The following is a 12,991-nucleotide window of genomic DNA, read 5'->3' as shown; positions in this document are numbered from 1 at the left end:
GCACCTGTTCTACATGCTGATCGGCGTCTCGGTCGGGCTGGTGATCGGCGTCATCCCCGGGCTTGGCGGCATCGCCGGCCTGTCGCTGCTGATCCCGTTCCTCTACGGCATGGACGAGATCACCGCCCTTGCGATGCTGATCGGACTAGTCGCGGTGATCCCGACATCGGACACCTTCTCGTCGGTCCTGATGGGCATTCCCGGGTCCTCGGCCAGCCAGGCGACCGTACTGGACGGCTTTCCCCTTGCCCGGCAGGGCCAGGCGGCCCGGGCGCTGTCGGCGGCCTTCATCTCGTCCATGGCGGGCGGCATCTTCGGCGCGGTGGTGCTGACCGGGTTCGTGGTCGTCGCGCGGCCGATCATCCTGTCCTTCGGGTCGGCCGAATTGTTCATGCTGGCCCTGTTCGGCCTGTCGATGGTGGCGGTCCTCGCCGGGCGCAGCCTGGCCAAGGGGCTGGCGGCCTGCTGCATCGGCCTGATCATCGGCTCGATCGGCGGGGCGCCAGCCACCGGCGAATTCCGCATGATCTTCGGCTTCGACTATCTCTATGACGGCATCCCGCTGGTGATCGTGGGCCTTGGCTTCTTCGCCATCCCGGAAATTGCCGACCTGTTGCGCAAGAACTCGGCCATCGCATCGGGCCATGCGCTGGGGTCGGGCTGGTTCCAGGGCTTCCGCGACTGGTGGGCGAATGTCTGGCTGTCGATGCGATGCGCGGGGCTGGGCTGCATCATCGGCGCCATTCCCGGCCTTGGCGGATCGGTGGTGGACTGGATCGCCTATGGCCACGCCGTGCAGACGGTCAAGAAGGACCCGCAGTTCGGCAAGGGCGACATCCGCGGCGTGATCGCGCCGGAAAGCGCCAACAATGCCATGCAGGGCGGCGCGCTGCTGCCGACGATGCTGTTCGGCATCCCGGGGTCGGGGGCCATGGCGGTGTTCCTGGGTGGCATGGTGCTGCTCGGCATCCAGCCCGGCCCCGCGATGGTGGGGTCGGATCTGCACATCACCTATTCGGTGGTCTGGTCGCTGGCGCTGGCCAACGTGATGGGCGCGGCCATCTGCCTTGCGCTGGCCATCCCGATCTCGCGGCTGACGCAGATCCCATTCCAGCGCCTCGCCCCCTTCATGATCGTCCTGATCTGCTTCGCCGCTTTCCAGGCCACGCGGTCGCTGGCCGATCTGGTCGCGCTGCTGGTGCTGGGGGTACTGGGCGTCCTGATGAAGCGGTTCGGCTGGCCGCGCCCGGCACTGCTGATCGGCTATGTGCTGGCTCCGCAGGCCGAGACCTATCTCTACCAGGCGCTGCAGTTCAACGGCTGGTCCTTCCTGGGACGTCCCGGGGTGATCGTCATCGGGCTGATGACGCTGGCCTCGGTATACTTCGGGCTGCGCAACCGGGTGGATGAGCACGGCAGCGTCGTGCCCAAGGCCGATGACGCGCCGGACAAGCCGGGCCTGCGGGTGCATCTGCCGCAGATCGGCTTTGCGCTGGCCATGGGTGCGGTGCTGCTGGTCGCGCTGCTTGATGCGTTGAAACACGATTTCCTGGCGCAGGTGTTTCCGCTGTCGGTGGCGGTGATCGGGCTGGGGATGCTGGCCGTCCTGATCCCGCAACTGGTGGCAGGCAAGACCGGGCACCACGCGCATTTCGACGGCGAGCTGACGGGTGACCATGTCGGCCAGCCGGGCATCGGCAGCCTGTGGGGCGGGCTGGCCTGGATCGCCGGACTGGTCGGGCTGACGGCGCTGGTCGGGTTCTATGCGGCGCTGCTGGTGTTCTTTCCGGCGTTCCTGATCGTCCGGGCCAAGGCCGGGCCGCTGGCCGTGGTGCTGATGACGGCGGCGGCGGCGGGGTTCATCCTGCTGCTGGCCTGGGCGCTGGCGCTGAACTTCCCCTCGGGGCTGTTGCAGGACGCCGCGGACCTGCCCTGGCCTTTCCGCTGACCGCATCCGGCCCCGCGCCCCCCGGCGCGGGCCTTTTCCGTTTGCATGAGGATACGATGATGGCCCAGACCGCCATTCCCTTTCATTTCTTTCGCGGCGGCACCTCGCGCGGGCCGTACTTCCGGCGCGAGGACCTGCCGCAGGACCGCGAGACGCTGGCCCGCGTTCTGGTCGCCGCGGTCGGGTCGGGGCACCGGCTGAACATCGACGGCATCGGCGGCGGGGCGGCGGTGACGACCAAGGTGGCCATGCTGTCGCGGTCGGACACGAACGATTGCGACATCGACTATTTCTTTGCGCAGGTCAGCGTCGAGGATGGGCTGGTGGACTTCAAGCCTACCTGCGGCAACATCCTGTCGGGCGTCGGGCCGGCCGCGCTGGAAATGGGGCTGATCGACCCGCAAGGCGATGTCACGCGCATCCGCATCCGCTCGGTCAACACCGGCGCCAAGGTCGAGGCCGTCGTGCGCACACCGGGCGGTCAGGTGGATTATGCCGGCGATGCCGCGATCGATGGCGTGCCCGGCACGGCGGCTCCGGTGTTCCTGAACTTCATGGATGTGGTGGGGTCATCGACCGGCGCCCTGTTGCCGACCGGGCAGCTGCGCGACGTGATCGACGGGATCGAGGTGACCTGCATGGACGTGGCCATGCCCATCGCCATCGCCCGCGCCAGCGACTTCGGCCTGACAGGCTATGAGACGGTCGAAGAACTGGACGCCAACCGCGACTTCTACGCCCGGATGGAGCCGATCCGCCTGCAGGCAGGGCAAAAGATGGGCATGGGCGACGTTTCGAAATCGGTCACCCCGAAATTCGCGCTTCTCGCCCCGCCACGGCAGGGCGGCACTGTCACCGCGCGCTACTTCATGCCGTGGAACTGCCATCCGACGATGGCGGTGACCGGGGCGCAATGTCTGGCGTCCTGCGTCCTGACCCCCGGCACCGTGGCCGAGGGGCTGTTCACCGCGCCCCAGGGCGTGCCTGCCCTGGTCCTGATCGAACATCCCAGCGGCGCCATCGACGTGACTGTCGACTATGAAAACGGTAGCAACGGTTTTGTCCTGAAGTCGGCCGGGCTCCTGCGCACCGCGCGGCTTCTGGCCCGGGGCGAAGTGATGGTGCAGGGGGCGGTCTGGGACGGGAAATGAAGATCCATATTCTGGACGACTGGTTCGATACGCTGCGCGGTTTGCCCTGTTTCCAGCGGCTGGCGGGCCACGATGTCACCGTATGGACCGATCACGAACCCGACCCGGCCCGACTGGCCGTACGGGTGCAGGAGGCCGAGGCGCTGGTGCTGTTTCGCGAAAGAACACGGATTGGCGCCGAACTTCTGGACTGCCTGCCCAACCTACGTCTGATCAGCCAGCGCAGCGTCTACCCCCATGTCGATGTGGTTGCCTGCACCCGCAACGGGGTGCTGCTCTGTTCCAACATGCATGGCGACGCCCCCTCCTATGCGGCGGCAGAGCTGACGCTTGCGCTGATGCTGGCCAGCTTCCGTCAGATCCCGCAGCAGGTGGCCAGCATCCGGCAGGGCGATTGGCAGATGGGCGTCGGTCGCACCCTGCGCGGGCGGACGCTCGGCCTTTACGGCTATGGCCGCATCGCCCGGGCGGTTCAGGGCTATGCCCTGGCCCTGGGGATGCAGGTCCAGTGGTGGGCGTCCGAGGCAGGCCGTGCCCGCGCCCGCGGCGATGGCAAGACCGTTGCGGACGGCCGCGAGTCCTTCTTTGCGACCTCCGATATCGTCAGCCTGCATGTCCGACTGAAGCCGGAAACGAAAGGCATCATCACCGCCGCCGATCTGGCGGCGATGCGCCCGCGCAGCCTTCTGGTGAACACCTCCCGATCAGGGCTGATCGCGCCCGGCGTGCTGGAGGCAGAGATCGCCCGGGGCCGCATCCATGCGGCGGTCGATGTCTTTGACACCGAGCCCCTGCGCGACCCGCAGCACGGGCTGCTGACACATCCGAATGTCCTGCCGACACCCCATATCGGCTATGTGACCGAGGACGAACTTGACCTGCAGTTCAGCGATATCTTCGATCAGGTCAACGCCTATGCGGCCGGAATGCCGATCCACATGATCAACCCCGAAGTCTGGGACCGCGGGGCTTAGTTCCGCTATCCGCGCCTGACGCCCACCAGCCGGGCGGCGACGGGCGCGCCCAGGATCACGACGACCATCCGCGTCAGGTGGTGCAGGATCACAAAGCCCAGGTCCGCCCCCGTGACCAGCGCCAGCACCGTCATTTCCGCCTGCCCACCGGGCGCAAAGGCCAGGAAGCCCTCGACCGGGCGGGCGAGGCCGGACAGGGTGACGATTTCGGTGAACAGCGCGGCGAGCGCGGCCAGAAGGACAACAAAGGCCAACCCCGACAGCACGAAAGCCCGCAGTTCGCGCCAGGTGACGCCGACATACTGCACGCCGATCCCCAGCCCGATGAACAGTTGCGCCGCCAGGATCGCCTCGGCGGGCGGGCGCGTGTGGACTACATCGGCCAGCGACAGCGCCGCCGTCAGGATCATCGGCCCAAGGATCGAGGCCCCGAACAACCCTATCCGCTCCGCGATCTTCCAACCCGCCACGGCCGCCACGGCCAGAATGACCAACTCGCCCATCGGCATGTCGCGCGCCGGGGTGCCGATCGCACCGCTCAGGCTCGATCCGTAAGCCCAGGTCAGGATGACCGGCGCCATCGTCACGATGATCAGCACGCGCGTCGCATGGATCAGAGACAGCGCGCGCACATCCGCCCCCGCCTCCTGCCCGAAGGCAACCATGTCCTGCAATCCGCCCGGCATTGCGGCATACCACGCCGTCGCCGGATCGTGACCCATACGCCGGAAGAACGGGAACCCCACCAGTCCGATGATCGCCACATACACCGGCACCAGTGCCACGCTGCCCGCCATCTGGGGAATACGTCCGACGACCTCGGGCGTGATCGAGGCCCCGACCGCCGCGCCCAGAACCGTCCGCGCCAGCGTCGAAACCGGCCCCATGCCCTTCAGCGGCGCACCGGCCAGCGCGGCGATCAGGCACGCCGCCATCGGGCCGAACAGGAATGGCAAGGGCAGATGCAACAGGTGGAACAGCACGGCGCCCGCCAGTGCAAGGGCCAGCGTTGCCCCGCGTCGGGCCATGTCGGGCGGCATGATGTCTCCCTGCGCAGATTTGTATCCAACTGTATACATCAGGACACAGCCGCCGCAAGCGAGTCGTTTCATGTCCGATGACAGCGAGCTTCAGGCAGCCGTCGCAGGCGTCGCGCGGTCACGGGCCGGCAGCGGCCGCGAACCTGCATTGCGCCGGCAGTCAGGCCGCCGGCCCTGCTGGACACGGCCGCCCCCGGCACCGATATTCGCGGGCATGAGTCTGCCTCCCGGTTTCATCGACGAGTTGCGCACCCGCATCACGCTGTCGTCCATCGTGGGGCGCCGGGTCACATGGGACATGCGCAAGTCGAACATGGCCAAGGGCGACTGGTGGGCGCCCTGCCCGTTCCACCAGGAAAAGTCGGCCAGCTTCCATGTGGATGATCGCAAGGGGTTTTACTATTGCTTCGGATGCCATGCCAAGGGCGACGCGCTGACCTTTCTCAAGGAGAGCGGCAACATCGGTTTCATGGAGGCGGTCGAGGAACTGGCGCGCGAGGCGGGCATGACGATGCCGGCACGCGATCCGCAGGCTGCCCAGCGGGCGGACAGGCGGACGCAGTTGGCCGCGGTGATGGAAGAGGCCGTCAAGGTCTACCGACTGCAGTTGCGCACGGCGGCTGCCGGTCCGGCACGCGACTATCTGGCACGGCGGCGCCTGTCGGACGCAACGCTTGACCGCTGGGAAATCGGTTACGCACCGGATGCAAGGACATTCCTGATCTCGGCCCTGGCCCAGAAGGGCATCGGCATCGACATGCTCGAAACCGCGGGCCTGGCGGCCAGGGCGGAAGATGGCAGTTTCTACGACCGGTTCCGGGGCCGTATCATCTTTCCGATCCGAGACGGTCGGGGGCGCGCGATTTCTCTCGGCGGCCGGGCGATGGATCCGAACGCACGAGCAAAATACCTGAACGGGCCCGAGACAGAACTGTTCGACAAGGGTCACAACCTGTTCAACCTCGGTCCGGCGCGCGAGGCGGCAGGCAAGGGCCAGCCGCTGATCGTGGCCGAGGGCTACATGGACGTGATCGCGTTGGTCGATGCGGGTTTCGGGGCTGCGGTCGCCCCCCTCGGCACCGCCGTGACCGAGGAACAGTTGCGCCTGATGTGGCGCGTCCATCCGGAACCGGTGATCGCGCTCGATGGCGATCCGGCGGGCATACGCGCGGGGCTGCGGGTGGTGGACCTGGCGCTGCCCCTGATCGAGGCCGGACAAGGCCTGCGCTTTGCGATGCTGCCGGGCGGCAAGGACCCAGACGACCTGATCCGGGCCGAGGGCGCGGCGGCGATGGGCCGCGTGATCGCGGCTGCGGAACCTATGGTCAACCTGCTATGGCGCAGGGAAACCGAGGGCGCGATCCTGGACAGCCCCGAACGCCGCGCCGCTCTGGACAAGCGGCTGCGCGCGGCCATCGACACGATCAGGGACACTTCGATCCGCGCCCATTACGCCGAAGAAATCCGCCGCATGCGGTGGGAACTGTTCGGTCAGGGCCGTCGCCCGACCCCGCCACGCGGGCGCGGCACCGATCCGGCCGCGCGGAGGCATCTGGCGGCCCCCACCGCGACGGCCCGTGCCTCTTCGCTGGTGACCGGTGACGAGGCGCAGTCAGAGATCCTGATCGAGGCGGTGATCCTCGCAACGCTTTGCGGCCATCCCCGCATGGTCGAGACATTCCTTCCAGAGGTTGAAACGACGGCGTTCAAGGGTGAAGGACACGACGTTCTGCGCCATGCGCTGCTGGCACTGCATCCCTGCGACCCGTCGGCGCTTCGCGACGCCCTGCCGCAGGATGCGCGCGCGGTCCTTGAACGGCTGGCCGCCGACGCCCATGTTCGCGTTGCCCCTCCGGCGCGTCCGTCCGCTGAGGACGAACTGGTCCGGCTCTGTCTGGCGGAGGGCTTTGCCAAACTGTCCGCGCGCCGAGGTGTCCGGGCCGAGATCATCGAGGCGATGGAGGACATGACCGGGCTGGCGGACGAGGGGATCACATGGCGGCTGTCGCAGGCGGCGCATGCGGCGCACTCGGCGGAACGGACGCCGCTGGACACCGGAAACGACCTTGGAGAGGATCGCGCGGCACTCTCCCGAAGGCTGCAGGAGCTGCTCGACAGTGAGCCCTGGATCAAGAAAAGGCGCTGATCCGCTTTCCCCTGCCGTGATTCGCGCTATTGAGTCGGGATGGTGCGCAACTGATTCGCACCCCGCCCCGTCCGCACCGACGCGCCCGTATCGAAGGAGCATCCATGGCCCTCAAGGACACCGACGACGCCAAGCCGGAAGCTGACGAGGCCGATACCTCGCTCGACATGAGCCAGGCGGCCGTCAAGAAGATGATCGCGGAAGCGCGCGAGCGCGGCTACATCACCTATGACCAGCTGAACACGGTCTTGCCGCCCGACCAGGTGTCCTCGGACCAGATCGAGGACGTCATGGCGATGCTCAACGAAATGGGCATCCAGGTGACCGAGGCCGAAGAGCCGGAAGAGGGTGAGACAGCGGGCGAACTGGTCGAGACCAGCGGTTCTCGCGAGATCGCCCTGGCCGGGGCATCGACCGAGGCGCTCGACCGGACGGACGATCCGGTGCGGATGTATCTGCGCGAGATGGGTTCGGTCGAGCTTCTGTCGCGCGAAGGCGAGATCGCCATCGCCAAGCGGATCGAGGCCGGGCGCAACACGATGATCGCGGGGCTTTGCGAAAGCCCGCTGACGTTCCAGGCGATCACGATCTGGCGCGACGAACTGCTGTCGGAAGACATCCTCCTGCGCGACGTGATCGACCTGGAGGCCACGTTCGGGCGCAGCCTTGATGGCGACGACGAACTGGTCGGTCCTGATCTGGAAGGGGTCGAGGTATCGGCAGCCCCGCGCCGCGCGGGGGGCAGCGAGCCCGAGCTTGACGCCGACGGCAACCCGATCATGCGCGCCGATGATGACGACGACGACGACGAGGCTTCGGCGATGTCGCTGGCGGCGATGGAGGCCGCGCTGAAGCCGAAGGTGCTGGAAACCCTTGACCTCGTCGCCCGCGACTATGCGCAGCTTGCGGCCATGCAGGAAGCGCGGATGTCCGCGACCCTGTCCGAAAAGACCCGCTTCTCGGCCGCCGACGAGGCGGCCTATCAGAAGCTGCGGTCCGAGATGGTCGTTCTGGTGAACGAGCTTCACCTGCACAACAACCGGATCGAGGCGCTGATCGACCAGCTGTACGGGATCAACCGCCGGATCATGGCGATCAACTCGAACATGGTGAAGCTGGCCGACGCCGCCCGCATCAATCGCCGCGAGTTCATCGACGAGTATCAGGGCTACGAGCTTGATCCCACCTGGCTCGACCGGATGGCGGCGAAGTCCGGACGCGGCTGGCAGGCGCTGATCGAGAAAAGCCGTGACAAGGTCGAGGAACTGCGCACCGAAATGGCCCAGGTCGGCCAGTATGTCGGCGTCGACATCTCCGAGTTCCGCCGCATCGTGAACCAGGTGCAGAAGGGCGAAAAGGAGGCCCGGCAGGCCAAGAAGGAGATGGTCGAGGCCAACCTGCGCCTGGTGATCTCGATCGCCAAGAAATACACCAACCGCGGGCTGCAGTTCCTGGACCTGATCCAGGAGGGCAACATCGGCCTGATGAAGGCGGTGGACAAGTTCGAATACCGCCGCGGCTACAAGTTCTCCACCTACGCGACGTGGTGGATCCGGCAGGCGATCACCCGCTCGATCGCCGACCAGGCCCGCACGATCCGTATTCCCGTGCACATGATCGAGACGATCAACAAGCTGGTGCGGACGGGGCGGCAAATGCTGCACGAGATCGGCCGCGAACCGACGCCCGAGGAACTGGCCGAGAAGCTGCAGATGCCGCTGGAAAAGGTCCGCAAGGTGATGAAGATCGCCAAGGAGCCGATCAGCCTCGAAACCCCCATCGGCGACGAGGAGGACAGCCAGCTTGGCGACTTCATCGAGGACAAGAACGCCGTCCTACCCCTGGACAGCGCCATTCAGGAAAACCTGAAGGAAACCACGACCCGCGTCCTGGCCTCGCTGACCCCCCGCGAGGAACGGGTGCTGCGCATGCGGTTCGGCATCGGCATGAACACCGACCACACGCTGGAAGAGGTGGGGCAGCAGTTCAGCGTCACGCGCGAGCGCATCCGCCAGATCGAGGCGAAGGCGCTGCGGAAGCTGAAGCATCCGAGCCGGTCGCGGAAGTTGCGGAGCTTCCTCGATCAGTGAGGGATCATGTTCGTTCCACACTCGATTGGCGTTGCCTTGGCTCCAGCCTCATTGCTCGTCAGAGCCAGAAGATGACGGCTGCGGCGAGCGCGACGGCGGAGAGGACGGTCATGGCGCACCTGGCGTAGCGGGTGGCAATGCGGCGCCAGTCCTTCACCCTGCCGAACATGATCTCGATCCGATTGCGGCGTCTATAGCGACGCCGGGCGCATCTGACGGCCATGCCGCGGGACTTCCAGCCGGGAATACAGGGCTTCATGCCCTTGTCGTTCAGCGCTTCCCCGAACCAGTCGGCCCTCGCCGGTTCGCTTGAACCGGTGGCGCATGCCGGCTCGATAGCCGCGGCCGGCGATCAGCCCTTCCGCGCCAGGCAGGCTGCCCATCAGTGGTCGACACGTCGATTTCAGGCCGCCGGGTTGGGGTTCTGGGGAACCGCAGCGGTATGCAGCGGCAGCGACAGACCGTGCCACGACCCTCAAAGCGCGCAAGCTTGCGGGCCCGCTTGCGTCATCCCGCCCGCTGTCCTAGACCGCTGCGGCGATGACCAAGATCGCGGGCAGCGATCTCCAGAGCCTGCGATGGATGAGTGGCCGAGTGGTTTAAGGCACTGGTCTTGAAAACCAGCGAACCGAAAGGTTCCGTGGGTTCGAATCCCACCTCATCCGCCACATTCAGACACCGAATCCGTCCAAGGGCCCCGATTGGGGCCCTTTTTCTTTTGTTTCAAAGGGCGTTGGCAGGCAAAAGGCAGCAGAAACCGAACGAGGCGGGCGTATACCAAACTAGTGGCACCCCAGTCCCTCCATCGACTGAAGTCACACCAAGAGAGAGACCGTGTCGTTCAAGGTCACGACTCCATCCTGCTCGACCGAACAGTAGATTCCGCGCAGGCGATAGTGGGCGGTGGCTTCGGCGCGCACCCAGCGATAGGCGTCCTTGCCGCAGCGGACCTTCCACTTGGCGCAACCGTCGTTCGGTTCGTCGCTGACGCGCAGGATCGCGGTGCCGGCTTTGAGCAAGGTGCCTGTGGGCAGGTTGGCGCGGCTGAGATCGAGGTCGACGGCGATGTTGTCGCCCGGATGGAGGCGAGGCTCGCGCGAGCGCCAGACCAGATCCAGGACGCGCGCGGACGTCAAACTGACCTGATTGCGCGGATCGGGGCTGCCATCGGGCAGGGTCAGCCAGGGACGCGAGGCCTCGAAGTCGCCCAGGACACCGGTGGCCCGGGTCAAGGTCAGGCTTTCGGGAAAGTTGCGCTGGTTGGGCTTTGGCCGTGCGCACAGGAGGCGGATCGGGCCATCGGTGCGGGGCGCTGCAAGGACCTCGGGCAAGGCGGCCTCAAGGCTGGCGAGATCGGCGAAATCGGGGGGCAGGGCGTTCATGGCATGGCCTCCTTGGCCAAGAGGGCGCGGACGCGGGCGGTGTTCTGATGGCGGGCGTCGCAGCTTGAACAGGCGATCGCGGGGGAATCCTCTGCGCCGACGGGCAGGCGCTGCGCAGCGGCCCAGGCCAAAAGTCCCAGGCCCAGCAGCGCAAAGCCCAGAAGCAGGGTTCGCCTGCGCGTCCTCACTCTGCCGCCGCGCGCCAAGCGGGTGGAAGTTCGGCACCGACATCGATCTTTTCATGCTGCATGGGCAGATCGATGTCGATGGGGCGGTCAAGTTCCCGGGCGTAGCGGTGCCCGGCATAGGTGGCAGCGGCGATGATCGCGGGCGCCTCGGCATCGCCGATGCGGGCAAGGGTAAACGGCAGGGGGCCCGCGTCCTTCAGCGCGTGATAGAGGTCATCGACCGGGGCGCGCTGGCCCACCAGCACCAGGTTCGCGGCTGTCAGAACCTTCTCGCGCCCGGAGTGTTCGCAGGCGAGCGTCACCGCTTCCCCGTCGAACCACTGCATGCCATGCGCCGTCAGAAGGTTCACCCCCATTCCCATGAGGTATCCCGGCACGCGCCAGCCTTCGCCGGTGTTCTCGGTCCATCGTGACACACGGTCATCCGGTGTCACCAGCGTCACCTCCAGCCCCGCCTTGCGGAGACGGACGGCGATCACACCCCCCATGTAATAGCCGTCGGCGTCATAGATCACCGTCGGCCCGTCGGGCAGGCGGCCGTCCATGATGTCGTCGGGGGTGAATATCTGCGTGCCCGCGTCAGCGATGGGTTCGAACCGCTTGGCCCCGAACAGGTCGCGCCGCCAGCGGGCGCCGGTGGCGATCACCACATGGTCGGCGCCGAAGTCGCGGATGTCCTCGGCCGTCAGGCGGCTTTCCAGATAGACCTCGACATTGGGCATCTTCGCGATCTGCCCGGCACGGTAGTCGCGCACGCGGATATATTCGCTCATCCCCGGCAGCGCCGCCTCGCGAACCACACGGCCGCCCAGCACACGCGCGGCTTCGGCCAGCGCCACACGATAGCCGCGCTGACCCAGCGCGCAGGCGGCTTCCAACCCCGCAGGCCCCGCGCCGACGATCAGCACCTGGGTATCCGATCCCTTGGCGTCGATCTTTTCCGGGTGCCAGCCGCGCCGCCATTCCTCGCCCATCGTGGGGTTCTGCGTGCAGCGGATCGGCACCGACAGGCTGTCGCCGGAATAGCAGACGTTGCAGCCGATGCATTCGCGGATGTCCTCCAGCCGCCCTTCCTCGATCTTCTTCGGCAGGTAGGGGTCGGCAATGGAGGGCCGCGCCGCGCCGATCATATCGGTGACACCAGACTTGATCATCCTGACCATGGTGTCGGGCGAGGTGAAGCGGCCCACAGTCACCACGGGCTTGGTCGTCATCGACTTGACCCAGGCCATGTAGGGTTCAAGCGAGCCTTCCTTTGCAAACCGCGACGGACCCATTTCCAGCGAATAATCCTGGATGTTGATGTCCCACAGGTCGGGCAGTTCGGCCAGCATGGCGAACATATCCTGCCGTTCTCCAATGGTCGGACGGCCATCTTCGCCTGTCTCGGCATCGGCGGCAAAGCGGACGGCTACGGCGCAGCGGTCGCCCACGGCGTCCTTCGTCTCCTCGATCAGCTCGCGCACCAGACGGGTGCGGTTCTCCAGCGACCCGCCATATTCGTCGCTGCGCGTGTTCGTCTCGGGGTCGAGGAAATGCGCCAGGAGGTAGTTGTGCGTCGCATAGACATAGACCAGATCGAATTCGGCCGCCTTGGCCCGCAGTGCCGCGTTGCGGTGCCAGCGGCGGAAGTTGCGGATATCCTCGCGGTCCATCGCGCGGGACTGAAAGGGGTGGCCCAGGCCATTGGGGCGGCTGGCCACGTCCATCGACACCAGCCGGGTGGCAAGGTTCGCGCTGCGCGAGCCGCCATACCAAAGCTCGACTCCGGCGAGGGCGCCGTGTTCATGTACCTTGTCGGTCATGAGCCGATGGCTTCGGATGTCGCCGTCATCCCAGAGGCTTGCCGAGATATGCAGTTGATCGTCAGATGCGGGGTGGATCGAGCAGTACTCGGTATTGACCACCCCCCAACCACCCTGCGCCTTGACCCCGCGCATTTCCGCCACCGTCCGTGGGCGCGCCCAGCCCATGCCGGTGCAATGCGGCACCTGATAGAAACGGTTCTTCGTCGTCACCGGGCCGATCCTTACCGGGGTGAAGAGAATGTCATAGCGCGGGTCGCGGGTCAT

Annotated in this window: 9 protein-coding genes and 1 tRNA gene; 6 read left to right on the top strand and 4 right to left on the bottom strand. The window is 66.5% G+C overall.

Translation table 11 applies throughout. From position 1 onward, the window contains the following. The first annotated feature begins 13 nt into the window (after positions 1-13). From KF887_05555 to KF887_05545, 3 genes are read left to right on the top strand one after another with little or no spacing between them, the layout of a single operon-like run. Positions 14-1,948, top strand: a complete 1,935-nt coding sequence (locus KF887_05555) for a tripartite tricarboxylate transporter permease (protein ID QYK43454.1) — start codon at positions 14-16, stop codon at positions 1,946-1,948. A gap of 59 nt (positions 1,949-2,007) precedes the next feature. Then, the gene (locus KF887_05550) at positions 2,008-3,099 is read left to right on the top strand and encodes a 4-oxalomesaconate tautomerase (GenBank protein ID QYK43453.1); all 1,092 of its coding nucleotides are present in this window, start codon (positions 2,008-2,010) and stop codon (positions 3,097-3,099) included. Continuing rightward, positions 3,096-4,073 carry a D-2-hydroxyacid dehydrogenase family protein gene (locus KF887_05545; protein ID QYK42576.1) on the top strand — a complete coding sequence of 326 codons (978 nt, stop codon included), beginning with the start codon at positions 3,096-3,098 and terminating at the stop codon, positions 4,071-4,073. Before KF887_05550 ends, KF887_05545 begins: the two co-directional genes overlap by 4 nt. Before the next feature lie 5 nt (positions 4,074-4,078). Here KF887_05545 and KF887_05540 read toward each other — a convergent pair whose 3' ends face one another. Further along, a complete protein-coding gene (locus KF887_05540; protein QYK42575.1) occupies positions 4,079-5,113 on the bottom strand; it encodes an AbrB family transcriptional regulator in 1,035 nt (344 codons plus the stop codon). Positions 5,114-5,327: 214 nt separating this feature from the next. Between KF887_05540 and dnaG the strand changes: the two genes are divergently transcribed. Continuing rightward, on the top strand, positions 5,328-7,259 hold the full coding sequence (dnaG, locus tag KF887_05535) for a DNA primase (protein QYK42574.1): 1,932 nt from the start codon (positions 5,328-5,330) through the stop codon (positions 7,257-7,259). A 104-nt stretch (positions 7,260-7,363) separates the two neighbouring features. Further along, positions 7,364-9,349 carry an RNA polymerase sigma factor RpoD gene (rpoD, locus tag KF887_05530; protein QYK42573.1) on the top strand — a complete coding sequence of 662 codons (1,986 nt, stop codon included), beginning with the start codon at positions 7,364-7,366 and terminating at the stop codon, positions 9,347-9,349. 58 nt (positions 9,350-9,407) lie between these two features. On the opposite strand, the gene KF887_05525 is transcribed toward rpoD, so the two are convergent. Next, the gene (locus KF887_05525) at positions 9,408-9,608 is read right to left on the bottom strand and encodes a transposase (protein QYK42572.1); all 201 of its coding nucleotides are present in this window, start codon (positions 9,606-9,608) and stop codon (positions 9,408-9,410) included. 321 nt (positions 9,609-9,929) lie between these two features. Here KF887_05525 and KF887_05520 point away from each other — a divergent pair. Further along, positions 9,930-10,017: transfer RNA gene (locus tag KF887_05520), tRNA-Ser, on the top strand. 147 nt (positions 10,018-10,164) lie between these two features. On the opposite strand, the gene KF887_05515 is transcribed toward KF887_05520, so the two are convergent. After that, positions 10,165-10,731 carry a hypothetical protein gene (locus KF887_05515; GenBank protein QYK42571.1) on the bottom strand — a complete coding sequence of 189 codons (567 nt, stop codon included), beginning with the start codon at positions 10,729-10,731 and terminating at the stop codon, positions 10,165-10,167. A gap of 184 nt (positions 10,732-10,915) precedes the next feature. Then, the gene (locus KF887_05510) at positions 10,916-12,991 is read right to left on the bottom strand and encodes an FAD-dependent oxidoreductase (GenBank protein ID QYK42570.1); all 2,076 of its coding nucleotides are present in this window, start codon (positions 12,989-12,991) and stop codon (positions 10,916-10,918) included.

Source organism: Paracoccaceae bacterium (assembly GCA_019454225.1).
In the GTDB taxonomy this organism is placed as follows: Bacteria; Pseudomonadota; Alphaproteobacteria; order Rhodobacterales; family Rhodobacteraceae.
This window is presented reverse-complemented; position numbering and strand designations above follow the sequence as displayed.

Bases quoted from the DNA above. Each gene is read 5' to 3' on its own strand.
- KF887_05555 (QYK43454.1), top strand. From the start codon at position 14: ATGCTGATCGGCGTCTCGGTCGGGCTGGTGATCGGCGTCATCCCCGGG.
- KF887_05550 (QYK43453.1), top strand. From the start codon at position 2,008: ATGGCCCAGACCGCCATTCCCTTTCATTTCTTTCGCGGCGGCACCTCG.
- KF887_05545 (QYK42576.1), top strand. From the start codon at position 3,096: ATGAAGATCCATATTCTGGACGACTGGTTCGATACGCTGCGCGGTTTG.
- KF887_05540 (QYK42575.1), bottom strand. From the start codon at position 5,113: ATGCCGCCCGACATGGCCCGACGCGGGGCAACGCTGGCCCTTGCACTG.
- dnaG (QYK42574.1), top strand. From the start codon at position 5,328: ATGAGTCTGCCTCCCGGTTTCATCGACGAGTTGCGCACCCGCATCACG.
- rpoD (QYK42573.1), top strand. From the start codon at position 7,364: ATGGCCCTCAAGGACACCGACGACGCCAAGCCGGAAGCTGACGAGGCC.
- KF887_05525 (QYK42572.1), bottom strand. From the start codon at position 9,608: ATGAAGCCCTGTATTCCCGGCTGGAAGTCCCGCGGCATGGCCGTCAGA.
- KF887_05515 (QYK42571.1), bottom strand. From the start codon at position 10,731: ATGAACGCCCTGCCCCCCGATTTCGCCGATCTCGCCAGCCTTGAGGCC.
- KF887_05510 (QYK42570.1), bottom strand. From the start codon at position 12,991: ATGACCCGCGACCCGCGCTATGACATTCTCTTCACCCCGGTAAGGATC.